The organism is Moorena sp. SIO3I6 (genome assembly GCF_010672095.1).
Window position 1 is genome coordinate 73358 of the sequence record NZ_JAAHHU010000003.1, and the last position, 25769, is coordinate 99126.

The window sequence follows — 25769 nt, forward strand, 5'->3', positions numbered from 1 at the left end:
ATACTTTAGACTTCGTACTTTCTGCTGAGTTTTGACCTGTCGCCAGGGATTGGAATCCCTGGCAAGTTCCTATCTTAATCTACCAACAGATATCGACTCAATATACTGATAACCTCTCCAGAATTTCCAGTAGGTTGAGGAGTGCTCCACTCATGAACTTGGGCGTAGCCACGGCTATAAAGATTATAGATTGTGACCCGGACGGTTTTGGGAGAACCGATCAATATATGTTTGATTTGCTCCCGTCCTGGCTGGGCTTGGCCAGATAATTCAGGGAAATTAGGATTGTTGGGATTATACTCAAAGTTTGGGAGAAAGTTTTCGATGTCCATAATGTTTTTTGTGTTGATTATTGGAACATTTTTATGTTAATAAATAATTATTTAATTTGTCAAGTATTTTTCAGATTTTTTTTGGAATGTTTTTTTGATTTGGGGGGTATGAGTGAAATATTTTAGATGATTTTTTTTGTTTTTTTAGCTTAAGTTAGGAGTAGCGATCGCGTTTTTTTTAGGGTAGATTTCCTAGCGATCGCGTAGCGTAACATGCAGGTCAATCCCATAGCGTAAGCATTCAGCTATCAGCTTAAGCGCTATGCGCACGCTACGCGAACAGCTTTTGAATTAAAGAGACAAGCATTGCTTTAATCTCAGTTCCTTGGCGTTTCGGCTAAGAGGATATCTGAAAAGTTTTTTTATACTGAATTTTGCCCCCCTAGCCCCCCAAGCGAGCAATCCCTCGCTTGGGGGGGACAAGAGTCAATTTGCTTCTAAAAGTCCCCCAAAATTGGGGGATTTAGGGGGCTTGGATGTAGCAAATGAGACTTCTCAGACAACCTCTAAGGAATTCATTGTATTTGGCTTTGAGTCCGTTGAACTCCTAAGCCTAATATCTTGTTTTAAGCCAAGGGCTGACAGCTGACAGCTGACGGCTGAATGCTTACCCCATAGCAGCTCAGAGCCTCGCCTTTTTATCAGGATTAAAAATTAAAGGAAGTATTTTACCCCAGTAGCTCCTACCTACTATGGCTTGCTCTAGCATTTATCAAAAAAATGTAACAAACTATTAAAGCTTTTGGACAATTATCGATTCCCTGGAGCCAAGAGTATAATTAAACTAATTGAATAAAATAATTAGATATCGATGTTTGAAGTATTCTCACTTTCGGCTATTTTGGAAATACCGAAAATAGCGTCATCTTTGTTAGCTGTGACCAGAGTAGGAAAGGGTATAGCGCAATTTCTGACTAAAACTGATATCGAAAAAGCTATCAAAGCTGGAGCCAAAGCCGTTGATCAATCGGACAAAAAACTCGATAGTCAACAGCGTTTATTTGTTCACGCTCCTCTGGATGCATTGAATAAAGTTAAAAATTTTAATTTTTTGCGCGACTATTTTACTAATTCGGCGGTTGTGGCGGAATTAACCAAACCCTTACTTAATCAAGGGAAGCCAAACCGGGATATTTTAATCAAAGCATTTCAAAAGCAAGCTAAAGACAATAACATTAAACTAAATCAAGAAGCCAGTCTACAGGATTGGGTTGAAACCTTTGTTAATGCTTATTTTCAGCATACTGCTACTTATCTAAAGTTTCAGGTAGCTAAACAGGATTATTGTCAACAGTTAGCCAATTGGTTTGATGATGTTACATTTGCTGGCATTGCTGTGGCTGGGCAAGAGGTAGATAAATCAGAGAAATTAGCCCATATTTTTGTAATGCCAGATGTAGTAGAGGAGGTGGCAACTGCTAGGGATTTGGAATTGGAGCGGTTAGCAGAGGAAAGTGGTGAAAAACCAGAAATGGCGCTTTTGGAAAAGACAACTCCTAGGAAATTTTTGGCTGATCAGTTATTGACTCAAAATCAGTCGAAACAAGATCAGTCAAAACCAGTGGTAATATTGGGTGCGCCAGGCTCCGGCAAAACAACCTTGATGAGTTATTTTGCCGTAATTTTAGATCAGAGTAATCCTAAGGTTTTGGGATTAGATGGTGATAGGGGCTGGCTACCGATTTTAATTAGGATAAGAGACTGGCAGAGATATCTAGATAAACACCTAGATAAAAGCCTGATCGACTATGCCCGGATGTTTGCTCAAAAAACCATGGAATGCAAACCCTTACCAGAAGGATTTTTTGAGCATTGGTTGTCTGATGGTAGAGCCTTGATATTGCTAGATGGTTTGGATGAAGTAGCAGAAGACGCTAAACGCGATGATGTGGTCAGGCGCATCAATAATTTTTTAGGACAGTTTAACAGAAATCGCGCTATTATTACATCTAGACCGGCTGGTTATCGACGGGACTTTTTCCGCACTGAGGACTTTCCTCACTATCAAATCCAACCCTTTGATGACCAGAAGATTTCGGCATTTATTGATAACTGGTATGGTAGTAGGTTTACAGACAAAGAAGAAGCGGAAAGGCGCAAGGAGACGTTACGAAAGGCTCTGGATGATAATGACCGGATTAAGTTGTTGGCACGGAATCCGTTATTGTTGACAATTATTGCCTTGATTCATCGGTATCAAGCGGTATTGCCCAAAAAACGCCATAAGCTTTATGACAAGGCGGTGGAGACCTTGTTAATCAATTGGGATGAGCCTAAAGACTTAAGTAGTGATAAGCGGTTGAAGTATTTGGATGTCGAGGATGATTTACGCCGGTTGATGGAATCCCTGGCTTATTGGATTCATACCCAGGGAAATGCTGAAGATAACGACAGTGGCACGTTGATAGACCGGGATGATTTGATTGATCAGTTGAAGCAGCAAATTAAGACCATGAAGGAGGTGAAGCTTCATCAGGCTGAGCAAGAGGCGAAAAGATTTGTAGAATTGATTCGCGATCGCACCGGTTTGTTGAATGAGCAGGGGCAAGATTGTTATGCTTTTGTCCATAAGACTTTTCAGGAATATTTGTGTGCGGAAGATATTGACTATCAGGCAGATAATGAGGGGGATTTCGATATTGTATTGGATCCGATTCGGGAGCATTTGCATGACTCCCACTGGCGCGAGGTGTTACTATTGCTGATAGCACAACAACAACCGAAAAAAGCGGCGAGGGCAATTCGGGCGGTTTTGAATAATAAGAGTGGCTATGAGCAGTGGTTGCATCGGGATTTGTTGTTTGCTGGTAATTGTTTGGCGGAAAACCCCAAGAATTTGCGGGGTGCTGATCGTGGGTTAGTCAAAGAGATTTTAGAGCGCTTGGTTAATTTGGAGGTAAGTAAAGATAAGCGCGTTGTGAATAAGATTAGCGAGCAGGTTTATCAAATAATTTGCAGTTTGTCTGAAACGGATTTTCAAGCACAGGTATTAGAATTGTTGAAGAAGCAATCTGATTTAATTAGTGACTGGCGATTGCTGGACTATCGAGCTGAATTAGGGGAAAAAGATCAGGTAATTGAAATATGGCTAAAACGACTGAAAGATAATGACTCTAATGTGCATTGGAGCGCAGCCTATGCCTTGGGTGAATTGGGCAACAGCTCAGAAACCTTAGTCAACGGCCTACTAGCACTGCTTGAGCATAATGACTCTGATGTACGTTGGAGGGCAGCCAATGCCTTGGGTAAATTGGGCAACAGCTCAGACACCGTAGTCGACGGCCTACTAGAACTACTAAAGGATAATGACTCTGGTGTGCGTAGTACGGCAGCCAATGCCTTGGGTAAATTGGGCAACAGCTCAGACACCGTAGTCGACGGCCTACTAGAACTACTAAAGGATAATGACTGTTATGTGCGTATAACGGCAGCCAAAGCCTTGCTTGAATTGGGCAACAGCTCAGAAAGCGTAGTCAACGGCCTACTAGCACTGCTTCACGATAATAACTTTGATGTGCGTATAAAGGTAAGCGAGGTCTTGGGTGAATTGGGCAAGGGCTCAGAAACCTTAGTAAACGGCCTACTAGCATTGCTTCAGGATAATGACGATTTTGTGCGTATGACCTCAGCTAAAGCCTTGGGTGAATTGGGCAACAGCTCACAAACCGTAGTCAACAGCCTACAAGGACTGCTTGAGGATAATGGCTATTATGTGGATATAACGGCATCCGAAGCCTTGGTTAAATTGGGCAACAGCTCACAAACCCTAGTAAACGGCCTACTAGCATTTCTTGAGGATAATGACTCTTTTGTGCGTATGACGGCAGCCGATGCCTTGGGTGAATTGGGCAACAGCTCACAAACCGTAGTCAACGGCCTACTAGCACGGCTTGAGGATAATGACTCTGATGTGCGTTGGAGGTCAGCCAATGCCTTGGCTGAATTGGCTAACAGCTCGGAAACCGTAGTCAACGTCCTACCAGCACTGCTTGAAGATAATCAATATGATGTGCGTATAACAGCAGCCAATGCCTTGGTTACATTGGGCAACAGCTCAGAAACCCTAGTCAACGCTCTACTAGAACTACTAAATGATAATGGCTATTCTGTGGGCAGTAGTGCAGCCGATGCCTTGGTTGAATTGGGCAAAACATCCAATCATGTTCTCCCCACTGTGATTGAATGGATTGAACAACACCAGGATTCTGACTATGTGGGCAATGGTATTGATGTGCTGTGGGATTTGGTTGTAGGTAGGGAATAGGGAGTAGGGAGGGTTTTGCGTACGCTTCCATTGTAGACTACACACAAGATTGGCTTTTGCGTACGCTCCCATTGCAGACTAGAGACAGAATTAGGTTTTGCGATCGCATTCCAAATCCCATCTCATCGAGAAATAGAGCGAGTATTACAATAGTTCCGGTAGCCTCTAATATAATCGTTAACCATATCAATCGCTTCAGGGCGCATGTTGCGTTGACGGGGAAAGTCCTTTAATACCGAAAAAACATTCTGGTAAACCGCACACCAATTCCCAATCCCTGCCCGTAATGACTGTTGTGCCCGAACCAGGCTACGGATGAAAGCAATAGAGAAATCCTCAGGATCTTTCACAACTGCTGCATCCAATAATAATAAAGCATTAGCTCGCTGAACTTGCCCCAAACTACTGCTTGATCTAGAGCGATTGGCTGCTGCAACAGCACTCTCCAAAGTCGGGTCATCCATAGCTAGTAAATAGCCTAGCGCTAGGGCTTCGGCTGCAGTTAACATCTCAAGGGTAATCGCTGATGGCTGCTGACTACGGCTGCGAGCAATATACTCAAGATACTGATTAGCCCTCTGGCTTGGCTCAACAGAAAACCCAAGTTGGTTGATAATCGCTGCTCGCACATCATGGGTAATATTAGGATTGCTTAGGTTTTGGAAAACCTTATCATTAAGTCCATAAACCGAGGCATATGTAATCATATCAACATCTTTATATGCCTTAGCAAAAGGAGTACTAGTTAAGGGGCTATCCGCCAACGCTACTGGAGCAGCAGTAACTATACAACCTACTACAATAGGTGTTAGTAATTGTTTAATTTTCATTATAGCACTTTTGAATTGGATCAGGTATTTTTGTTTTGGGTTTTAGGGAGTAGGGAGTAGGGAGTAGTGCGATCGCATTCCGCAGGCAAAGGATTGATGCCACAGATTTGAGTTAATAAACCTTATAGTCAATTATATATATTTAATTTAGAATCGAACTCAGGGTGTGGAGGCTAAAGATATGCTGTAACCACTATCAGGTATATATTTCAGCAGTTTTGGTTCTATCAAACTCAGATTAAGGATAAATATGTTTGAATCTATCCTATAATTTTTACTAAGCACCTAAACAAAATTAATTTTCTACTACCAATCTCTGTAACCCTTACATTGTAAGGCTTTTAGTTTTGAAAAATGTGTAATTAATTTTGTGCACCTGCTTATCAAAACCTAAAATCGGAAAAAGTAATGAAAAAGCTTGCTACACTCACCTGTGTAATACTTCTGGTATGCTTCACTTTTATTGCTTCTGCCTCCCCAGCTCATGCTGCTCAGACTTACGCAGTTGTTTACGAGCAATCGGGGAACTTTTACATTGGCACGAAGAATCAAAAAGGCTACTTTTTTCACAACAACTCATCAAGCGGAGGGAACGTAATACCAAAGGGCCAACAATTAAACGGTTCTGGCAAAAAAGCGCTTCCTGGTGGAAAGCTGGAACCAGCGGGAAGCGATCCGGCGATTGGTGCCGCTAACGAATTCTACGAGGAAACCGGTGTTGAGCTTAGAAATTTCAGTGGCAAATTAGAGCCCAGGGAGTTTCACCAGGGTCAAGGCAACGCCGAATACTACGGTGTGTACTATCTATTATCAAGTCAGGATTTCTCAAGGATCAAAGATGATGCGGAGAAAAACCTCAAGACGGGTGTTAAGGTCGCTGAAGAAATCCGTAAGGGGAACATTAAGAATTACAACGAAATTCACAAAAAATACCCGGGATGTCCACAGGACAATGAGCTGGCGTCCGGGGAGAGCTGGAATCTTAACAATGACTGGTCTAAAATCCAAGCACTCAAAGGCGACCGAGACACCGACTGGTTCTATTACATTTTGGACAACCTGAGGAAAAATTTGTAGCAGACCACGGTGCCATCCACGTAGTGAACCTTCCAATCAAGATTTCCTCCTTGATCAGGGATTGCTTGCAGTAGCTCGTAGGGTGGGCAAAAACCGTTTAATTATTTTGATTATTATAAATAATATTACTTTGCCCACCCTACTTTAATTCTTCCAAATTATCAATAGTCAAAGTTCTTTCATCATCCGCTATCTGTTCCCTGAAGTCCATATCGATTTTAGTTGGATAACCTAAGGTAGCGTCGTAGGTAACATCAAGCTTATAATAATCCTGATCAATAGCCTTTTGGACAACATCGAATAGCTTCGAGACGGAATCATAGGTATTAAAAAATTTACGATTCACTGGTTTGCCGCTATCAGCAGCAACAATGGAAGTGGTTTCACCATTACGGATTTCTACAACAACTGGCTGAGTGACTTCACCAATACAATAGCAAGATACCTGTAATGTATACCGGTAGTTATCTAGCTGTTGAGTTTCCCAACGTTCCTGGTTTTGTTCCAATTGCTGCTCAGGGGAAGGATCACTAGCACAAGCGGAAAGTGGCAGCATCATCACCAGTAATCCTAACCAACAATAGCGATAGAGTCTGGAGTGTAGCGTCATAGTATTCCAGTCACCAAGTAGAGCGACCAATCATAAGTCGGGATGGTTGACGAATCTGCTAGTGATTTTGTTGCCATTATTCGGTAGGGAGGCGGAGGCAAAAACTTACTTACTCTCGTTACCTGACCCTTGATGCTATAGTCAGATCAATTTTTAGTAGTCTTGTAGGTATCTAACTATCCAGCCCAATGACAAAGGGAACCGCTCCATATCGACCTTTTAGGTAGCCTTTTTGTAGAGATTCATCCTCACGAACTTGAAAATCTAGTAACGAATAGAGCTTAGTGCTATTGTTGCTACCTTTTTCTGTGAACCATATCTGGTCTTGATTTACTATGTCTCGATCTAGGAAAGTTGTATCGTGGGTAGTAACGATCAATTGAGCATTATTTTGATTAGCTGCTTGATTATTGAATTCCTTGATTAAATAGGTTGATATTTCTGAATGTAAGCTGCGGTCTAGTTGATCAATAATTAAAATTTCTCCATTATCCAAAGCATTTATCCAATATCCTCCAATTTCACATAGTTGTTGGATACCATTTGATAATCCGAAATCATTTCCCTTGATTAATTTAAAAAAATTGTCACTATAATTAGTAGATATATCAAATTTTAAATCCGTAAATTTATAATAGTATTGAAACCTTGATGGAATTAAATTCAACTTAGAGCTAAACCATAGAAATAGTTTTCCTAACTGAGGAGGGTTATTTTGGGCAGCATGAGATAAAAATAAAGAATTTGGGCGAACAAAACCCTTAATACGTTCCTTCTCGCCTTTCAGCCCTCGCCCAAAATACCAATCATACTCCTGTTCTTCTGAACAATAGTTACGCTCAAACCAAGTTTGAGCACGTCCTTTGGGATACGCGATTAGCCACTCTTCGTAAACTCGCTCTTGGTCTAAGGAAAATCCGTATTGGTAGCGAATATTATCCTCAATGAAAATAATTTCAAAACAGCTCGGCTTGTTCTGGTAGTCAGCATTTAACCGAAATGGTTCGATATTCCATCTACTGCCAAGCTGCATGCCAGTGGCTGACTGAAGCACAATCTGACGCATAGTCTGCATTGCACGCACCAGATTGCTCTTCCCCGAAGCATTAGGACCGTAGACCACAGCGCTGGTGAGTAGGCGCAGAGACTTGACATTAGGCATCGGGAAACTATTGCTATTACGCCCATTTTTTTTATTAGATGCCACCATGCTCAAGGTCTGGCGCTCTTTAAATGAGCGATAATTTTCTACGCTGAATTCAACTAGCATCACTAGGGTCTCCCATGCTTACTTGGGGATTATCCATTAATCTTTGTGAATAGTAAACAATGGTAAAGCCATGATTTAGTTGATTATAGGAAGCTAGTTACTAGAGATGCGATCGCCTTTGGCGCGGCTTCGCCGATCGCATCTGTTACTAGTAATACCAATTAAACCAAATATTGCTATACCTTAATCCCCTATATCACTGCCTTACATTACCAGTTTATCACCTTATGACCTGATTCCCGTATCCTCTGTAGCAAAAATAAATAAAACTATCATTATTGCTAGGCAAATATATCCATTAGCTTGTAGGGTGGGCAAAACCGTTTATTTATTTTTAGTATTAATGATTATATGAATTTGCCCACCCTACTTTAATTGGTATTTATTTTAAACAAAATTGAAAAAAAATGTAGCTTGTAGGGTGGGCAAAAACTGTTGGATTATTCGGAATACTCTAAATTCTATTACTTTGCCCACCCTACTTTAATTCCTAAAAAGGTAGCTCATCATCCATTCCTAGTCTAAGTTTATTCCCGGATTTGTTAGGTAATTCAATAACACCCGCTATCAACTTCCAACAAGGATCACCATCCTTTTGCCAATGATCAGGTCGCCAAGGCATGCTGAGACTAACCGTAACCAAACACTGATTTTGCGGTCGATACCCTAACTCTAAATACCTCACAAATACCGGATCAGTAATGGTAGCAGTCAATTCTTGTCCAAAATCTGTTACCAGTGAACCTTCCCATTTTTCTACACCCTCACGTCTGATACCAATAGGTTGAACCAAGAATTCCACAGCTTTCACAAGTTGGAGTGTACAGCGTTGCTCTACCGGTAATGACTGCAAGAAATTCACGGTTACATAGCGCTCATTATTATGAAGAATGTATTTTTCCCTGCTACAAAACTTATTCAGATATCCAGGGGGAACTTGTCCTACTCGTCGCCATTGTCCTGGTAATACCAAAAGATTTTCACACTCAAAGCCAAAGTCGGGTCCAGTTTTAGCCAAAGGAATATCTAAAATATCCAGTAACGTTGGTTCCCTTCCCGCAATTTGACGCATTGGTTTCGGAATGCGACCATCGGGTAAATCAGATACAGGACGAATCCATTGACGTTTAAGGGAATTAATTCCAGCGATACATCTCTCGCCACGCTTCCAGGAGTTAGCCAAGCAAATAATCTGAGTCATGCTGCTATCTAATCCCAAGTAAGGTTAGTCTAGACGTAAGCATTCAGTGGTCAGTGGTCAGTGGTCAGTGGTCAGTGGTCAGCTTATTTTATTCAAAAGCTGTTCGCTGTAGCTTCGCCACAGGCGAATGGCTGAGAGCTGAGAGCTGAGAGCTGATAGCTGATAGCTGATAGCTGATAGCTGAGAGCTGAGAGCTGAGAGCTGAGAGCTGATAGCTTACTGATGTTTTTCTATGGTCTTAACAAAGGGGATTTGGTCTAAATCATAGGTGAACTATTTTTATAGTTCCCAATTTTTGACTCAGATATTCTGCTACTAAACGGCGATGACAGTTATGGGGAGTAGGTTCACTACACAGCAGACAGCTACCATCTAATAAGTCTGGTGATACCTTCTTTTCGATTTCACGCTCTGTAATTAATTGTAAGAACTGTTTTTCGTAGGTTTCCCAATCACCATTATTTTTTTTATAGGTATCTAGGATATCCTTGGTCGGAGCCAACTCTAGACGATGTATATAGTCAATATTACCAATTTGCTGCAAAAAGTATTCAAAATCCGTCTTTTTGGTGAAACCAGCTAATTGAGATTTATTATTGAGTCTGGTATCGATAACTCGCCTTACTCCAGCATTAATCAGAAGCTCAAAGAACTGTTGAGCACTCTTTTTAGTAAACCCAATTGTAAATAAATTAATAGTTGGATTCATATATAGCCTTTCTATTACTTATGAGGTACACTCATTTTTTTTCCCCCTACTCCCCACTCCCTACTCCCTACTCCCTACTCCCTACTCCCTACTCCCTACTCCCTACTCCCTACTCCCTACTCCCTACTCCCTATTCCCTGTTCCCTTTGCTAGATAAGCAATAGTATCCCCTTGCCTATGATAAACTTCCTTAAGTCTATCCTCCCGAGAGCAATTCTCCCAGTTATCCATAGATGTCGGGTCATCAAATAGGGAAAGTTGCTTCGGTTGTTTGATTTGGGAATCACTTAACCCATGAGAGCTGAGCAACCTCTCTTCTAAATCCTGATGGGACTCTAAGCTGCCATCATTGAGAATATGATTAATCTCTAACCCCGATTTCACTAAATGTTGGCAGACTAAAATTGTCCGATGGCAAGTGATCGGGTCTTTTTCAGCACACATTAAGGCAATTTGGTACGTTTCAGCCCCTTGAATTACCCGTTTAAGACCCGCTGAAAACAGGTCAGTGGCGGCAATTTTTTCATATAACGCTTTACCACCAACATAACAACTGAGATCAGCCGGTCTTGCCCCCAACTCCTTACCCAGAAACACATAGCGAATTCCTGCCGACAATAGTTCAGCCTTGAGGGGGGCTTGACAAAAATGAGGTAAGTAACGGCTGTAAGGATGCGATCGCACATCAGCCACCGCCGTAATTCCGTGCTGCTTGAGTAAAGCAATAAAATCCTCAATACTGAGATTAGAATGACCAATAGTGAATAATTTCCCAGTATTACTAATTGTATTAATCATTTCCAACAATCTCCCTTCTTCCCATTCTTTACGTCTTCTTATATCATGTCGGGATAATTACCCTTAATAAAAATCTCCCCATCTCCCCATCTCCCCATCTCCCCACCCTCCCTCTAATTATGGGTATTCAACCTGACTTGATATTAAGCGAGCCTTGTGGTGGTGCGTTACGGGGCGGACTATCCCAATGATGGCTACGAGGCGGAAAATGAGGCCCCCCTAACGCACCCTACGCAGCTGTTTCATTAATCGGAAGAAATTGTCAGGTTAATAGGCGTGAAAGGGAGGTGGGGTGGGCACTATCTCCCCATCTCCCCATCTCCCTATCTCCCTATCTCCCTAGCGAAGGTCGAATTGCTATAGTTGGTTAGGTCAAATTAAAGTTAATTAGGTTGAGGATTAGGCGATTCCACTGGTATAAATGGAGTAACCTCAACTATCACTTTAAAGGGTTTACCTAGCTTAATGTTAACCGCATCTTCAAACCTCTTAACCTGTTCCGGTGTAATCGGTTTTATTGAACGGATATCCATTTCGATAGAAGGAGGATTAGTTTTCCGATTGATCTTCCAAGTAGAAACTTCTGTTATACCTGGTTTGTTAAACACTTGACTCTTATTAATCAATTCCTGAACTGGCTCCTCAACTCTTCCTTGCTCAAGCACGTCCCAAAAGGTAAGTCCTAGGGGCACCACTAACACAGCAATCAGCACTAACGAGAATCCCCAGTTTAAAGACCGGCTCAGTTCAGTACTCTGAGCATATCCGCTAAAGACATAGACGATCATACAAGCTAGGTTAATCCCAATCAGGTTAGTAATATAAAGGAGAAATGCCCCCTGACTCAAAGTCCATTCTCCCTGGGATAGGGTTAACCCAACGACACAAAGGGGAGGCATTAGGGCTACTGCAATTGCTGTCCCTGGTACCGCATCCTCTAAAGACGGACGAATTTTAGAGAAACCACTAATTCCCCCGGCCACGATCGCAACCAGTAAATCAATCAGATTGGGTTGAGTTCTTGCTAAAACTTGGGCTCCAAATTCAGGGAATCCGATAACTGTACCAACCAACCAAGAACAACTTATACCGAGTACGGTGCCTACAGCAATGGAAACAAAACTACTCCGTAACAGTTGCCAATCTCCTTCCAAGGTAGCAAAGGACAATCCTCTTAAGGGCAACATCAGAGGAGCAATAATCATCGCTCCAATAATCACCGCAGCACTGTTGAGCACTAGTCCAAAGGTGGCAATTAAACAAGAGCTAATGATTAAAACTAAGAAATTGAGGGTAAGTTCTGATTCCTCAACCAGAGAATTCCTTACCATCATAATTGGAATTGCCTTTAAGCCAAAGTTCCTGAAAAGATTCAAGGTTTTGGAGACTCTAGTTTTAGTCTTTTGAGTCTTTTGATTATTTTGGTTTTCCTTTTCCATAGATAATAGACGATGCTCCTGACTATTGAGCTTAATTATCTTTCACCAACACATATTGACAATTGACCATAATTAAGGTATAATCTACGACTTCACAATCTGACTGGTAGATCGGATAATCATTAGGTAACGTTACTGCTCCTACCAGTCAGTACTATTACCTGAGCCGATTGTCAATGAATTCTATTTTTTCACCAATTCAACAGTTACTGATCACTTGGCTACTAATCTTAATAACTGGATCGGTCAAATCCTGTTAGGCTTGTTTATCACAGCTACCCTATGAATGGGTAGTGCTATATTCGTGGTATCCGTAGGACTACAGCAGATCAAAGACAACTTCATTGCTCCGAGAGTTCTCCGTAACTTGACCGGTTTATCCCCAGTGATTATCTTTGTCTATTTGCTATTGGGAGTTAAACTGGGAGGATTGTTGGGGGTAATTCTCGCAATTACCCTCACAGGTGTCGTGAAAAGTCTAGTGGAAATTATTAGGGAATCGGGAATCGGGAATCGGGAATCGGGAATCGGGAACAGTTGAGAGTCAATTTAAAATGGAAAATTAATAACCATTAAGCTTAATACTAAGTGATTAACCAGACTCATACAATCTCTCTTCTGCCTAGAGTGACAAAAGAGAGATAATGACATTAAGAAGTTGACAAATCAGCTTATATCATGTCCGGATAATTAGTAATCAAAAACCATCTCCGATGAAACCTTACTCCTTTACTTCTGCCTTCTGCCTTCTGCCTTCTGCCTTCGATTCGGCCAAGGGTGTAAGTATTCAACCGGAGATGATATTACAATCCCAGAGCCGAGCGAGTTGTAGGTCCAACGATTCCATCTACTGTTAAATCTTTTAGCTTCTGGAATTCCTTAACAGCTTTCTCAGTAGCGGGACCAAAAACGCCATCTACCTCGACAGTAATAGTTGCTTTAATTAAAGCTTCCTGAACTTCGCGAACATCCTCACCTTCGAGATAGGGTTGAGTCAGGCTGAGTCTTCTGTCTGGAATAGATTCGTTAGTTTCTCCAAAGCCAACTATGGGGGCTTGATTCAGTCGCGCTTCAGTATTTCGTCCGTAAATCCCATCTTCAGCAATGGGTTTGTCCGGATTATATTGGTTCCAGAGTCGCTGAAACGCTTTAACTGCAACAGGACGAATGTTTCGTGTACCTCTGCCAATATAGTCAAAGTGAGGCCTATCCGCAGGTCCAAACCACCTCCAACCCTCTCGCTCTAGATAGGGTCTCCAGCCTTGCTCGTCATTAATATCTAGGGCTAAACCACTCTGGTGATTACTTCTACCAGGAGGGGCAACCACACCAATACCACAGCGTCTAACTTTACCATGATTGAATAGCATTAGTTGCTGAGCAATAGTTCGGTAAGCAGAATTGACCGAAAGGGTGCGACCACGAGCCTTAATTGCCCGTGCCAAGGACTGCTTAGCTACTGCCTGAAGGAAAGGGTGAACTGCTGGACCATTAGCCACATCTAGGTCGGCAAAACTGACCAAGCTATTGGGTCCGATGCTATTCATTTCATCAATCAGCTGCTGGTCTAGTCCCCGCAGGATAGAAGTAGAGCAGCCAGGAGCCTGTCGAACAGTAGTTAATCGATTTTTTGCGATCGCTTGTGTCTGGATCAGGGTTTGAAGCTGATTATCTATCAGGTTAATTTGGTGACAATCTTCACAAAAATCTGCATGTTTTGTTTGTTCTGATTCAAGATTGCTTTCGAGATTGCTATAGTCTGCCATCACTATAAATTTAGGATATATACCTAACTCAATGGTTTACTCTAGTTGCTTTCCCTGAAATCTTGCACCACTGTCACTAGCCGTAGGTTCGGCAATATAGCGCTACGCGCAAGGCAATAGGCATGCTAGCAATAGGCAATAGTTTCCCACGGGTCGCACCTTTTGCTGCTTGTATCAATTTCAAACACCTTAATGCGTAGTGCTATATTATCAACGTTATCCCTAGCTTAATCTTAGAGTGGAATAATTGCCCACTATAACGACTCAGGTGCAATAAAATTTCAGTACTATTTTGATTATCAGCAATACAATAATCCTTTGACAGTACCCTTGAGGGTACTTTTTTTGGACTCGTTAGTGATTTAATTTGATATAATTAAAGATTGTGCCAGATGTGTTGAACAGGCAAAAGGGAATAGGACAGAAGTAGTTTTCGAGATGTAACGGCTTGTGTCTAGGTTAAGTATAATCCTGAATCGTGATTATTCACTAATGACTAATTAATACAGCGTTGCTTAATAATGGAATGATTTTAAGAGTAAGGTCGAATGGGCATCTTGCGTGGAACGGGCATCTTGCCAGTTTCATGCTTATTTTCTCGCGGGCAGGATGCCCACTCTACTCCTATTCATTCCCAAATTCAGCAACGCCTTGTTCTTAATATATTTCCATTAAAAATCTGCTTTATAAACTACTGATAGGTCGATTTTTATAAATGGATAATCACCAAAGTAGGGTAAGGATTTCGGCGTTGCTGAATCAAGGAATGAATGCATGATAATCTGGTTGTGCTCAAGCCCCCTAAATCCCCCAACTTTGATACCGCTGGCGAAATTAATATTTGTTTAGACATAGGTCAACCGGTCGGCCCAAGAGCAGCAAAACGAGAACATCGGGTAGCTGCAAATGGAACTCCCTGCCACCAATTAACCAAACGCACAATATGCTCGGCTACTCCGACAGTAACAAAGATTCTGGCTTCCTCAGTAGCAACTGGGAAATCCACAAAGCTCAGAAAGCCTTAGAGCACGTGGCCCAAGAGTACGGTATTGTTTTACGGATCTTCCATGGTCGTGGTGGTTCAGTCGGTCGTGGTGGTGGTCCATCTTATGAAGCTATCCTGGCGCAACCGGGTCGCAGTATCAATGGCCGAATCAAAATTACCGAACAGGGGGAAGTCCTTGCTTCTAGGTACTCTCTTCCAGGACTAGCGCTCTATCATCTCGAAACAATAGCGACAGCAGTGATTCAAGCTAGCTTACTCAATAATGGCTTTGATGATATCCAGCCCTGGAATGAAATTATGGAGGAGTTAGCTCAGACCTCCCGTACCCATTACCGAGCTCTGATTCACGAGCAACCAGATCTGGTAGATTTCTTCCATCAAGTGACACCGATTCAAGAAATTAGCCAGTTGCAAATTAGTTCTCGACCTGCACGGCGTAAATCAGGGAAGAAGGATTTAAGCAGTCTGCGGGCAATTCCTTGGGTCTTTAGCTGGACTCAAAGCCGCTTCTTGCTACCGAGCTGGTACGGTGTTGGCACTGCACTACAAAGCTTTGTCGATCAGGATCCAGAGGAGAATATCAACCTATTGCGCTGTTTCTACTCAAAATGGCCCTTCTTCAAAATGGTTATTTCCAAAGTAGAGATGACCTTAGCCAAGGTGGATTTACAAATTGCTCACCACTATCTCAAGGAACTTTCAAACCCTGAAGACCTGGAACGCTTCGAGCATTTGTTTGAGCAAATTGCTAAGGAATTTAACCTTACATGCAATTTAGTCCTGACGATCACAGGACACCAAACACTGCTAGATGGCGACCCAAATTTACAACGGTCTGTACAGTTGCGTAATGGTACCATCGTTCCCTTAGGATTTTTACAGGTATCTTTGCTCAAACGCCTGCGTCAACATAGCAACCAGGTAACATTGGGTGTGGTTCAATCCCGGTATAGTAAGGGAGAGTTACTACGAGGAGCCTTATTGACTATCAACGGTATTGCTGCTGGCATGCGTAATACTGGCTGACCNACCAAGCCCCCCCTCTCACAATCTCCCCACCTCCCCATCTCCCCATCTCCCCCTCTCCCCACACTCCCCACACTCCCCACACCTCCCCATCTCCCCATCTCCCCATCTCCCCACACTCCCCACACTCCCCACACCTCCCCATCTCCCCATCTCCCCATCTCCCCACCTCCCCATCTCCCCATCTCCCCACTCCCCGCACCATCTCCGAGATATGATCAAGAACAGACGTAAATCAAGAGGTACCCCATGTCCCGTAGATGTCAGTTGACTGGTAAAAAGGCCAATAACGGCTATGCCGTTTCTCACTCCCACCGTCGGACTAAGCGCTTACAAAACGTTAACTTACAGGTTAAAAGAGTTTGGTGGGAAGAAGGGAAACGCTGGGTGAAGCTGCGGATTTCCACTAGGGCGATTAAGACCTTACAGAAGAAGGGCCTGCAAGCAATGGCTCAGGAAGCTGGTATTAATCTAAATCATTATTAAGGGAATAGGGAGTAGGGAGTAGGGAGTAGGGAATCGGAACCCACCCCGTTCCCCTCCCAGGAGGGGAACGGGAATCGGGAGTCGGGAGTCGGGAGTCGGGAACATTTTAAAACAGATATGATATATTAACCCGATAATTGAGCATCTCCCTATCTCCCCATCTCCCCATATCCCCATCTCCCCGCACTTCCCACACTTCCCGCGCCCCCGCCCCATATCCCCATCTCCCCATGTTTTTTTCTCTGGGGATGATGGGTTTTTCGCTTAATGTGGGTAGGTTAAATCTATGAGTTTTTGGTAAAGGGGATATAGTCTGCCTTTAGAGGAGGTAGGAAAATCCTAGGTTAGGTAAACTGTTAACAAATCGTGGTATTTTTCGTAAATCTCGATAGTATAATTAAATATTTAAGAATATTCTCTATTCGTAGGTAGACCTAACACTATGGGGTTAACCGTAGATAGGTAATCCTTGGCTTCGTTGAAGCATTTGAATATAGGACTACCAATTAAGGCAATTAAGGTGTTTGACATTGATACAAGCAGCAAAAGCTAATGCACGTCAACTATTGCTAGCATGCCTATTGCCTATTGCCTTGATCTATATCATCTAGGGTGCTTGAACTAGTTCGTATTCAGGAATCTACTCAGGAAATGTGACAGGAAAATCCCTATGTCAACCAGGAAGTCAACCAGGAAGAAGTTAGCGAATGCGATCGCAAAACTACTCCAACAAGTAGTCCAACTCTCTCAAGCCATCACCAAACCTTTGATGCGTTGGCTGTTGCGTAGCTTATTTATTTTACACCGTCGGTCGCGGGTGGCAACCGCTGGGTTTGTGTTACCGACCGCGATTATGGTGACCTTGGTGGTAACCTTGCTGGTAACTGCCATTGTGTTGCGCTCCTTTGACCGGGTCAAAAATGCCAGTAATTATCGCGTCAATCAAGCGGTATTCAATGCCGCTGCTCCAGCCATTGAGCGGGCTCAAGCCAAATTAGAAGCCTTGTTTGCTGACCCCACCCTGCCCCGCTCCACCCCCTCAGAGGATGCGTTGGAAAATGCGTTCCAAAATACAAGATACGACTTTGGTGATGAAAAGCGTTTGATTCTCGAAGACGATGGTAAACAGATAAATACTGCCTGGAGGTTTCCGGTTGATACGGATAATAATGGCCTATTCGATAGCTACACCCTCTACGGAATTTACTTCAAAAGTCCACAGCCAAGTCCAAATCAAAATCCATTAAAAAACGAAAAAACCAGAACCCCTCTACAAGCGAGAACCAGACCGATGGGGGAGTCTGGCGATAGCAAGCGATGTCCCCTAGCCGCTGATACTAGCGCTAGCCTAGTGGATAATTCCGGGTGGTTTAAGTCCGGGTCGAAGTTAAAGAAAAGTATATTTGTTTACACCGCAACGGTGCCGATTGTAGCTGGGGATAACAACATAGATGGTCAAACCTATGAGGCTTACAAGGGTGAGGCCGGATTATCAGCTCTAGAGTATCAGCAAGACCGAGCCAGAATTCCCCTAGCCAACAATGCCATTGTCTACGAGGATGATTTACAAATTACTCCTGGGGAGGGCATCCAGATTAATGGCCGGATTTTTACCAACGGGAATTTTCTTACCGGTAATGATGAAGGAAGTAATGAGTATTTTCAAGTCAGTAGCCCGGAATCTTGCTACTACACAGAAGAAAACAGCAAGATCGTTGTCGGGGGCAATATGGCCTTTGGTCGTGTTGATCAGGAGCAAGATCAAGACGGAGGAGACATACATCTGTTCAGAGGAGATGACCCACCGGCGAAAGTTAAGTTAGGCAAAAATGAAAATAAATCTGTTGACGCACCACCCAATCAGATTGGGGATAACAGCCAAGCCTACACGGACCGAATTAATGATCTGGTAAATGCTGTCAACGCTAAAGCTCAGGGTGATGAACGAAAAGAACTAGAAAGATACTTCAAAGACCGCACCCGTCGTGTTCCCTATGCAGAAGTTCCCGATGGTGAAGACCCGGGAAATGCAAAGATCCAAGGTACTGGTGACGAGCTTCGACCCCAGGATGATTGGATATTCCCTTATAAACCAGGTACTAGCAACAGTAACAATAAGCTGAAGCTGAATATCAATGGAAACACTCTCAGTCCGGCAGCAACGGAACCAAGCCTACAAGAGGAACGAGGTACGGAAAAAACAATTGGCGATCGCGTTTTGATCGGTCATGGCTTACCTGCTCTATGGTGGGATAAAAATGCACAGCAATTCCAGGGTGCCAGAGCTCAACAAGCCATAGATGATACGGTTGAGTGGGATGACTTTCAGGATGAGGACAATAAGCTGCGCTACCGCACTACCCAAATCACTCCCTTATCTGAGTTAGGGGATACTGACCGCAATGGTTTCTGGGAAGCAGCAGCAGCCAGGCAACCGGTTCAGCCTCTGGAAGGGTATGGGGGATTGCGGGTAGTCACCGGTGCTGGGATTTATGTGGATGATGATGAGTTGGGTCTGTTGACGAGAACCAAAGGACAACCTAATTTCCCTCGCGATAATAATGATGGTCGCCCTGACTTGGAGTCTTATTTACCCCCTCCTGGTTGGGATATTAGGTTTGTGGATCCATCAAATACTGGAGGTAACAGAATACAGCTAAATGACATAATAAACCAATTGGATGGAGAGCAACCCATACTGGTCTGGCCAGATACCATGCCCATGCATGGTGGTGTAGGTAGTGATTTAACTGGTAATAATGAGGCTGGTATTACTGACGCTGACCAGAAAAGTGACCTATTGATGAGGGCAAGCGCGGTTTATCACTACACCCAAAAGCCAGGAAAGAACCCAGAAGAAGAAAATTTTGACCAAGAACCGATTGCCTGTGTCAGTAGCTACTATGACCCCACAGATGAACAATCGGCTAAAAATGATGTGCAATCTGGGGATCCGGCTTGGGACACACCAGACCGATTTGATCGTGACAACGGCAGGTCTAACAATGGCATCGTTTACAGCTTTCCCGATAGAACTATAAGGTCAGAACTGGAACGACAAGCCCGATTAGTATTTCCCAATGGGCGTCTTGCCAATGAACCCTTGAAAATAGCCTTAGATAAACAAGAAGCAGGTGAAGAGCTTACCCTAGCTGATAATTCAGCCATTGATACCGCAAATTGCGCCCTAGCAATTTTAGACGGCGCTACTCCTATGAATGATCCACCGATACCTCATGGGGCAATCTACGAACAGTCCTTTTTGAATGCCAGACAAGTCCAGGATATTAATCAGGCTCCTAACCAGGCCAATAACTATAATTTATCTGAGCATACCTATGACCTAGGGATAGAAGACCGTCAGCCTCTGGAAATCAGGGCTACGGTGTTGGATCTCAATCTGCTCAGAACAACACCAATTGATGGATTAACCAACGGTAAAGGTCCCACCCCAGAATTTCTGCTACCGGATAGTGGGGTTATCTACGCCACCCGTGATGATGCTTTACCAGACCTAAGTCGGAATGATCCCAACGCTACCCGTGAAGAAAATCTCAGCTCCAGTAGCGTAGACTTTACCCTAGACCCCACCCGCCGTCCCAATGGAATTATGTTACGCAATGGGACAGTGCTAGCCCGTCAAGACGAAGATAACTCATTTACATTGACCGATCCGCCAGGAGCAGAGAAAGGGTTAATTTTAGCTACCAATTTGCCAGTGTATATCAAAGCCGATGACAACGTTATCAATGGGGATATAAAATCCGGCTTTAATTTACACCAAACCCCTGAGGGAAAGTTGGTGGAAGAGTTTACACAGCAGCTACAAAATAAAAAGTGGGATGATGGCAATTTCTACGGTCGTGAAACTCTCGACGGAAACTTTGCTTGTCGCCAAAAGGATGATAGATTGGAAAATTGTAATTCAGGGGATTTGTGGCGACCAGCAGTAGTGATTGCTGATAGCGTTACCCTACTGTCTAATGATTTTGAGTTTGGTTACCGCTCCGATGGGGACTATGACCTGAGGGGAATACCAATGGGTATTGACTTAGACCTGGATGATGACTTAATAGACCTTGTAAATGAGGCTACATATGGTGCTGACCTGAATGGCAACGGTGTCACAGGTGCCGATCAGGTTTTAGAGTCTCAAATTGTCATAGGTTATGACGTAAACGGGAATGGTGACTTAGCAGACACTTTCGATGAAACACAGATTGGCTTTGACCTCAATGGTAATGGTAATGCAACTGAAATTGGGGTTCCCGAGTCTCAGATAACTGTTGCGGCAGGACTAAAACTTAATGGCATATTTGACAATAATTTTGTCACTAGTGCCAACTGGTGGGATGTCAATGATGACAATATTATTGATAATCCAGATGGGAGGGGCAACCCTCAGCCTAGTCTTGATTCAAGACCTATTACTATAGAAAATCCGAACCCTAGAAGAATAAACAGTTCCTACCTCAGCAATTTTGTCACTCCCATTCAGCGACGGGTAGAATTTCCAGAGTATGTGATGGAAATCTGTCGGAAAGTTCCAGTTTCAGCTTGTACACCTGATGACTGGGTGGTTAGTGCACAAAACGCTGCTACACCGCAAAAGGCTAGTAACCTTGTAACACAATCTGTCAATCTACTTTTCTCCGGCACAACCGCAAGACCTGCCATAGATCCCGACGATCGACGCTATCCCCGTCGCATTGCTTTCCAACGAGATCCTGCTAAAAATAACAACTTGGTTCTCAATGACGGTCTTCCGATTCCTCTGGGAATCAACGGAGCTGATGGAACAGGAGATAATAGTGGGACTGTCCAAGAATACCCATACAATAGTTTCAGCCCTACCAAAAGACCTCGATTAGCACCACATGCTCTGTGGTATAAAACAACTAGAAATCAAAGTGATCCTACCGATGATGGTCGTCTAAGCTTCGGTGGTGAAAGACCACTGTTTTACCAAAAGCCATTACAAAACCCAACAACAGAGCAACCGATGTTGGTACCAGCCCTACAAGTTCACTCCCTGACTGCTCAACCAAGAATAAACCAAAACGGATTCCCGATAATACAATCGGAATGTGTGGAAATCGAAGAGGGCTGGACACAGCGAGCCAATGAAGACGGAGAAACCTTCAATTTAGTGATTGCTTCCGGGGATAGTCCCCCAAGCCCACAGGAAAATAATGGTGGTTTAGCTAACTTCGTCCGTTACCTAGAAAACTGGCAGCAACCGGGTGGAACTTGCGGCGAACCAAAGGGTATTCCGGCTCGGATCAGCGGCTCCCTGATTCAGTTCAAGCGTTCGGCCTATGATACAGCCCCATTCTGGCATGGCCCCCAGGATGCCCCGAATATAAACGTCCCCAGTCGATTTGGATACGAGATAGATCAGGATGATCGAGCTAATGGGTCCTTTATGCCCTATGCCACTGGTAATGGCAAACTGCCCTATTACATGGCACCCCAACGTCGATATGGTTTCGATGTGGCTCTGCTGACTCAGTTACCAGACCTGTTCTCTGGCCTGTTTACCACTCCCCCAGCGGGAGACCCTGATGAGTTTTTCCGCGAAGTTTCCCGAGATGACCGATGGGTCAAAACCTTACTGTGTGCTGAAGACGATAAAGGAAATCTAGCGGTTAACGGGCGCTATTGCCCGTCAAAAAACGGTGCTTGAAGGTTGGAGGTTGTTTGGTTGTTCGCGTAGCGTGGCCTTTGGCCAAGGTTGTTTGGTTGAAGGTTGGAGGTTGTTCGCGTAGCGTGGCCTTTGGCCAAGGTTGTTTGGTTGAAGGTTGGAGGTTGTTCGCGTAGCGTGGCCTTTGGCCAAGGTTGTTTGGTTAAAGGTTGAAGGTTGAAATTATGAATAATCAAGCACGATTGTAATTAATCTGAGGGTGGTGGGCAGTGCCTAGCACCCTGATTTGCCGGGAAATGAATTGGTCTCAACTCCTACATCTACTCCCTACTCCGGTTCCCCCCTTATTAAGGGGGGTTAGGGGGGATCGAACACTCCCTGGGTGGTGGGCAGTGCCAACCCAAGCCGATGGCAAGGAAATCAATCTAACTCAAGCACTGGCCACCCTACATCTCCCGACTCCCGACTCCCTTAATAATTCCAAAACCATGATTAATCCCCAGAAGCAACAACCCCTTTCTCAATCATCAGATGCCGGTTTCACAATTATGGAATCCTTGATGGCAATGCTGATTATTACAATTCTCATGCTTGGCATCTCACCCATGATTGTCTTAGGGGTGGCAAATCGAGTCCAGTCGCGACGAGTAGAACTAGCAGTGCAAGCAGCTAGGGCCTACATCGATGGTGTACGGAGTGAAGCGATTACTTTTCCCGAACAAACGGTAACAATGGATGCTGAAAATATCTTAACAGAAAGAAATAAATTGGCTGAAACTAAGGCTCCTAAACCATCAGACTTAAATAACAAGTGTGACAAAAATTCCTATTGCAATAATAAAAAAATTCTCTACTGCGTAGACCTTGATGAAGAAGCTGGCTGTAGCAAGAACAGTTCAAGAGACTTAATCATTCAGGCATTTCGGAGTATCCCGGCAGGCAACTCTAGCAAGCCTGAAAAAACCTACTTTCTGGGGGTGCGGGTTTACCGAGCGGATGCCTTTAAGGATAATGGTGATTTGAGCATTGGTGAGAAGGGGGTTAAGGCGAAAGCGATTGGACCTGGATTAAGCGATCGCAAAGCCCCCCTAGTAGAAATGACTACAGAAATTACCACAGGTACACCGGATTTTGGCCTTTTTTGCCAGCGTCTAGGGGGTTGTGAATAATCTTGTAACGAATACGGTAATTACTATCAAATACTACTGACAAAAACCCTAACCATGATTAGCTCACTCAGAAAGTTACTCGCCCACCAACTGAAAAGCAACAAGCCTAAGGTCAACCATGGCGGCTTCACTTTAATTGAACTGCTGGTGGCAATGATTGTAGCCGTACTGATCATCGCACCACTATTGAGATTTATGATTACTATCGTAGATACCGACCGTAAAGAGCAAGCCAAGGCTACCTCAGAACAAGAAATCCAAGCGGCTATGGACTACATAGTCAGAGACTTGGAGCAAGCGGTCTATATCTACGATAACTCTGGAGTGGAAAGAGACAATGCTGGAACAGCGGACGACTCTGGAATCCGAAACCAAATCCCACCAGTTGCTGAAGCACCAGGTTGTAAAACAGATAACTGTCAACCTGTGCTGGTATTCTGGAAGCGGAAGCATTTTGATAGAGATGACACAGTCGGTGGAAAAACTATTGGCGACTTTACCAATAAAAATGATACCTTTGTCTATGCTTTGGTTGCCTATTACTTAATCACTGAAGAAAATGATAATTGGTCAAATATTGCTAGAATTGGTCGGTTTGAAATTCGTGATCAAGTCATCGATGAAACTTCAAATAAAGCCAATCAAGTTGGTATAGCTGCTAGCCCAGGCTTTAAATCTTTTGATCTCGACAAGAAAGGAAGCACTCTCAAGCAAAAGTTGAATCAGTGGGAAAAAGGGGCTGATAATTACGAGACTCAAGTTCAAATCTTGGTAGATTACATTGACAACACAGCAACGGCAATAACACCAGATTGTCCAATTGTGTTTCCCCAAAAAGACCCTAGTATTTCACCTAAAGAAATCAAACAGAAAGAAAAAGATTTGCTAGTTCCAAGTAAACCAAACGGTGGGTTATATGCCTGTGTGGATGCAGATAAAAGAATCGCCCAATTATTTTTGAGAGGGAATGCTTTAGCTCGGCTCAAGAATAATCCAAAAGACTATGAATACAAACCAGAGCGGTCTAGCTATTTCCCTACCGTAACCATGCAAATTGAAGGACGAGGTTTCTTGAATATTAACTAATATAGCAGTTTTTAATTAAGTGAGGTACGTTTTTTTTAAGGCAAGAGGCAAGAGGCACAAGCTAAAAAATTCTGTGTACCTCAAGGCTGATTCAGCATAATACTCAAAAATCCTCCTATTCCCTGTTCCCTATTCCCTGTTCCCTTTGCTATATGTTTACATCTCCACTAAAAATGTTATATTATCAAACCATAAAAGCGAAATCAAAGCAGGATGCTGGCTTCACGTTGCTGGAATTAATAGTAGTTATCTTACTAGTAGGAATTTTATCCTCCATTGCTGCTCCCAGCTGGCTGGCTTTTGTGAATCGACAGCGCGTGAATAAAGTGAATGAGAGAGTATTAAGTGCAATCCAAGAAGCCCAGCGAGAAGCGAAAAAGAAAAAACTCAGCTACAGTGTTAGTTTTAGGATGATGAGTAAGGAGAAAGGTCCAGAAGCTGCTGTTTATCAAGATCAGTATCAAGATAAGGATAATGAGTGGAAAGATAACACACCTGTGGACTTTCAATGGCAAAGTTTAGTTGGTGATTTAGGGGTGAAACCAGACCAAATTTGGGTGGGTACAAACCTAACTGGTGACAACCAATCTGGTCAAACATTATCGATTTTGGAAGAACAGAAAACAATTACCTTTGATAACCAGGGCGTTCTCAAAAATGCACAAATTGCCCCAGATGACTTGGGCTTAGCTATCGTAGTAGCTGTTCCCGATTCTAAGAATAAAAATAACCCGATTGAAGCGACCCAGCGATGTGTAAAAATAAAAACTATCTTGGGTGCAATGGAAGCTAATAAAAAAGGGACAGAATGTAATCTTTCAACATAGTGTTGAGTGGGGTATAAAGTTGACACTACCCGCGTCTTTAGACCGGGGAGTGTCAATTCACTACTCCCTACTCCCTACTCCCTTCGCTATAACAATAAAGCTAAACCAAAGACAACCGAAAAATTTCTGAACTCGATAATTCAAAACCTTTTTTGATTCAGAAGATTCTCCCTGTTAGTCGTTCAAAAAATTAAATTTAATCGAACTATATCAAGCAACAATTAAACCG

The 25769-nt window shown here is 43.3% G+C and carries 22 protein-coding genes and 1 pseudogene; 11 read left to right on the forward strand and 12 right to left on the reverse strand.

From position 1 onward, the window contains the following. Positions 1-74: 74 nt before the first annotated feature. On the reverse strand, positions 75-332 hold the full coding sequence (locus F6K49_RS02060) for a hypothetical protein (protein WP_293071405.1): 258 nt from the start codon (positions 330-332) through the stop codon (positions 75-77). Between the two features lie 877 nt (positions 333-1209). Here F6K49_RS02060 and F6K49_RS02065 point away from each other — a divergent pair. Next, complete coding sequence (locus tag F6K49_RS02065; protein WP_293093761.1) at positions 1210-4596, forward strand: HEAT repeat domain-containing protein; 3387 nt, start codon at positions 1210-1212, stop codon at positions 4594-4596. 122 nt (positions 4597-4718) lie between these two features. Here F6K49_RS02065 and F6K49_RS02070 read toward each other — a convergent pair whose 3' ends face one another. Then, the gene (locus F6K49_RS02070) at positions 4719-5426 is read right to left on the reverse strand and encodes a hypothetical protein (protein WP_293017436.1); all 708 of its coding nucleotides are present in this window, start codon (positions 5424-5426) and stop codon (positions 4719-4721) included. Between the two features lie 408 nt (positions 5427-5834). On the opposite strand from F6K49_RS02070, the gene F6K49_RS02075 reads away from it, so the two are divergent. Then, the gene (locus tag F6K49_RS02075; protein WP_293017437.1) at positions 5835-6503 is read left to right on the forward strand and encodes an NUDIX hydrolase; all 669 of its coding nucleotides are present in this window, start codon (positions 5835-5837) and stop codon (positions 6501-6503) included. Between the two features lie 139 nt (positions 6504-6642). On the opposite strand, the gene F6K49_RS02080 is transcribed toward F6K49_RS02075, so the two are convergent. From F6K49_RS02080 to F6K49_RS02095, 4 genes are all read right to left on the reverse strand, one after another. Then, positions 6643-7113, reverse strand: coding sequence for a DUF6174 domain-containing protein (locus tag F6K49_RS02080; protein ID WP_293017438.1), 471 nt, complete (start codon positions 7111-7113; stop codon positions 6643-6645). Positions 7114-7285: 172 nt separating this feature from the next. Continuing rightward, the gene (locus F6K49_RS02085; protein ID WP_293093764.1) at positions 7286-8383 is read right to left on the reverse strand and encodes an ATP-binding protein; all 1098 of its coding nucleotides are present in this window, start codon (positions 8381-8383) and stop codon (positions 7286-7288) included. A gap of 490 nt (positions 8384-8873) precedes the next feature. Continuing rightward, entirely contained in the window at positions 8874-9584 is a 711-nt protein-coding gene (locus F6K49_RS02090; RefSeq protein ID WP_293017440.1) for a hypothetical protein, read from the reverse strand. A gap of 262 nt (positions 9585-9846) precedes the next feature. Next, complete coding sequence (locus tag F6K49_RS02095; RefSeq protein WP_293017441.1) at positions 9847-10293, reverse strand: DUF488 domain-containing protein; 447 nt, start codon at positions 10291-10293, stop codon at positions 9847-9849. A gap of 20 nt (positions 10294-10313) precedes the next feature. On the opposite strand from F6K49_RS02095, the gene F6K49_RS02100 reads away from it, so the two are divergent. Further along, complete coding sequence (locus F6K49_RS02100; protein ID WP_293017442.1) at positions 10314-10457, forward strand: hypothetical protein; 144 nt, start codon at positions 10314-10316, stop codon at positions 10455-10457. Here the strand turns inward: F6K49_RS02100 and F6K49_RS02105 are convergent. After that, positions 10417-11091, reverse strand: a complete 675-nt coding sequence (locus F6K49_RS02105) for a DUF488 domain-containing protein (RefSeq protein ID WP_293017443.1) — start codon at positions 11089-11091, stop codon at positions 10417-10419. The genes F6K49_RS02100 and F6K49_RS02105 overlap by 41 nt on opposite strands. 383 nt (positions 11092-11474) lie before the next feature. Then, positions 11475-12530, reverse strand: a complete 1056-nt coding sequence (locus F6K49_RS02110) for a DUF389 domain-containing protein (protein WP_293093767.1) — start codon at positions 12528-12530, stop codon at positions 11475-11477. 286 nt (positions 12531-12816) lie between these two features. On the opposite strand from F6K49_RS02110, the gene F6K49_RS02115 reads away from it, so the two are divergent. Beyond that, on the forward strand, positions 12817-13071 hold the full coding sequence (locus F6K49_RS02115; RefSeq protein ID WP_365973433.1) for an AI-2E family transporter: 255 nt from the start codon (positions 12817-12819) through the stop codon (positions 13069-13071). A 262-nt stretch (positions 13072-13333) separates the two neighbouring features. Here the strand turns inward: F6K49_RS02115 and F6K49_RS02120 are convergent, their stop codons facing one another. Next, positions 13334-14296, reverse strand: coding sequence for a peptidoglycan-binding protein (locus F6K49_RS02120; protein ID WP_293053190.1), 963 nt, complete (start codon positions 14294-14296; stop codon positions 13334-13336). Positions 14297-15239: 943 nt separating this feature from the next. On the opposite strand from F6K49_RS02120, the pseudogene F6K49_RS02125 reads away from it, so the two are divergent. Next, positions 15240-16328: pseudogene (locus tag F6K49_RS02125) on the forward strand (phosphoenolpyruvate carboxylase); the annotation flags it as partial. An 18-nt stretch (positions 16329-16346) separates the two neighbouring features. On the opposite strand, the gene F6K49_RS02130 reads toward F6K49_RS02125, so the two are convergent. Further along, positions 16347-16505: a hypothetical protein gene (locus F6K49_RS02130; protein WP_293093770.1), complete on the reverse strand. Its 159-nt coding sequence runs from the start codon at positions 16503-16505 to the stop codon at positions 16347-16349. 72 nt (positions 16506-16577) lie between these two features. On the opposite strand from F6K49_RS02130, the gene rpmB reads away from it, so the two are divergent. Then, positions 16578-16814, forward strand: coding sequence for a 50S ribosomal protein L28 (rpmB, locus tag F6K49_RS02135; protein WP_293093773.1), 237 nt, complete (start codon positions 16578-16580; stop codon positions 16812-16814). Here the strand turns inward: rpmB and F6K49_RS02140 are convergent. After that, positions 16800-16991 (reverse strand): hypothetical protein, encoded by a 192-nt coding sequence (locus tag F6K49_RS02140; RefSeq protein ID WP_293093776.1) that lies wholly within the window; start codon positions 16989-16991, stop codon positions 16800-16802. The genes rpmB and F6K49_RS02140 overlap by 15 nt on opposite strands. A gap of 493 nt (positions 16992-17484) precedes the next feature. Here F6K49_RS02140 and hpsA point away from each other — a divergent pair, with 493 nt between their 5' ends. Next, positions 17485-22500: a hormogonium polysaccharide biosynthesis protein HpsA gene (gene hpsA / locus F6K49_RS02145; RefSeq protein WP_293093779.1), complete on the forward strand. Its 5016-nt coding sequence runs from the start codon at positions 17485-17487 to the stop codon at positions 22498-22500. On the opposite strand, the gene F6K49_RS02150 is transcribed toward hpsA, so the two are convergent. Next, entirely contained in the window at positions 22473-22694 is a 222-nt protein-coding gene (locus F6K49_RS02150; protein ID WP_293035995.1) for a hypothetical protein, read from the reverse strand. The genes hpsA and F6K49_RS02150 overlap by 28 nt on opposite strands. Before the next feature lie 33 nt (positions 22695-22727). On the opposite strand from F6K49_RS02150, the gene hpsB reads away from it, so the two are divergent. The 4 genes from hpsB (at position 22728) to F6K49_RS02170 (ending at position 25696) form a co-directional block, all read left to right on the forward strand. Continuing rightward, complete coding sequence (gene hpsB / locus F6K49_RS02155; protein ID WP_293093781.1) at positions 22728-23627, forward strand: hormogonium polysaccharide secretion pseudopilin HpsB; 900 nt, start codon at positions 22728-22730, stop codon at positions 23625-23627. Between the two features lie 54 nt (positions 23628-23681). Then, the gene (gene hpsC / locus F6K49_RS02160; RefSeq protein WP_293093784.1) at positions 23682-24713 is read left to right on the forward strand and encodes a hormogonium polysaccharide secretion pseudopilin HpsC; all 1032 of its coding nucleotides are present in this window, start codon (positions 23682-23684) and stop codon (positions 24711-24713) included. 152 nt (positions 24714-24865) lie between these two features. Continuing rightward, positions 24866-25540, forward strand: a complete 675-nt coding sequence (locus tag F6K49_RS02165) for a prepilin-type N-terminal cleavage/methylation domain-containing protein (RefSeq protein ID WP_293093788.1) — start codon at positions 24866-24868, stop codon at positions 25538-25540. 6 nt (positions 25541-25546) lie between these two features. Continuing rightward, a complete protein-coding gene (locus F6K49_RS02170; protein WP_293028047.1) occupies positions 25547-25696 on the forward strand; it encodes a hypothetical protein in 150 nt (49 codons plus the stop codon). The last annotated feature ends 73 nt before the right edge of the window (positions 25697-25769 follow it).

Excerpts from the sequence above, each read along its gene's own strand:
- F6K49_RS02075 (WP_293017437.1), top strand. The coding sequence starts at position 5,835 with ATGAAAAAGCTTGCTACACTCACCTGTGTAATACTTCTGGTATGCTTC.
- hpsA (WP_293093779.1), top strand. The coding sequence starts at position 17,485 with ATGTCAACCAGGAAGTCAACCAGGAAGAAGTTAGCGAATGCGATCGCA.
- F6K49_RS02115 (WP_365973433.1), top strand. The coding sequence starts at position 12,817 with ATGGGTAGTGCTATATTCGTGGTATCCGTAGGACTACAGCAGATCAAA.
- F6K49_RS02130 (WP_293093770.1), bottom strand. The coding sequence starts at position 16,505 with ATGGGGAGGTGGGGAGATGGGGAGATGGGGAGATGGGGAGGTGTGGGG.
- F6K49_RS02100 (WP_293017442.1), top strand. The coding sequence starts at position 10,314 with ATGAGGTACACTCATTTTTTTTCCCCCTACTCCCCACTCCCTACTCCC.
- rpmB (WP_293093773.1), top strand. The coding sequence starts at position 16,578 with ATGTCCCGTAGATGTCAGTTGACTGGTAAAAAGGCCAATAACGGCTAT.
- F6K49_RS02060 (WP_293071405.1), bottom strand. The coding sequence starts at position 332 with ATGGACATCGAAAACTTTCTCCCAAACTTTGAGTATAATCCCAACAAT.
- F6K49_RS02140 (WP_293093776.1), bottom strand. The coding sequence starts at position 16,991 with ATGGGGATATGGGGAGATGGGGAGATAGGGAGATGCTCAATTATCGGG.
- F6K49_RS02095 (WP_293017441.1), bottom strand. The coding sequence starts at position 10,293 with ATGAATCCAACTATTAATTTATTTACAATTGGGTTTACTAAAAAGAGT.
- F6K49_RS02090 (WP_293017440.1), bottom strand. The coding sequence starts at position 9,584 with ATGACTCAGATTATTTGCTTGGCTAACTCCTGGAAGCGTGGCGAGAGA.
- hpsC (WP_293093784.1), top strand. The coding sequence starts at position 23,682 with ATGATTAGCTCACTCAGAAAGTTACTCGCCCACCAACTGAAAAGCAAC.
- F6K49_RS02070 (WP_293017436.1), bottom strand. The coding sequence starts at position 5,426 with ATGAAAATTAAACAATTACTAACACCTATTGTAGTAGGTTGTATAGTT.
- F6K49_RS02085 (WP_293093764.1), bottom strand. The coding sequence starts at position 8,383 with ATGCTAGTTGAATTCAGCGTAGAAAATTATCGCTCATTTAAAGAGCGC.
- F6K49_RS02105 (WP_293017443.1), bottom strand. The coding sequence starts at position 11,091 with ATGATTAATACAATTAGTAATACTGGGAAATTATTCACTATTGGTCAT.
- F6K49_RS02080 (WP_293017438.1), bottom strand. The coding sequence starts at position 7,113 with ATGACGCTACACTCCAGACTCTATCGCTATTGTTGGTTAGGATTACTG.
- F6K49_RS02165 (WP_293093788.1), top strand. The coding sequence starts at position 24,866 with ATGTTTACATCTCCACTAAAAATGTTATATTATCAAACCATAAAAGCG.
- F6K49_RS02110 (WP_293093767.1), bottom strand. The coding sequence starts at position 12,530 with ATGGAAAAGGAAAACCAAAATAATCAAAAGACTCAAAAGACTAAAACT.
- F6K49_RS02120 (WP_293053190.1), bottom strand. The coding sequence starts at position 14,296 with ATGGCAGACTATAGCAATCTCGAAAGCAATCTTGAATCAGAACAAACA.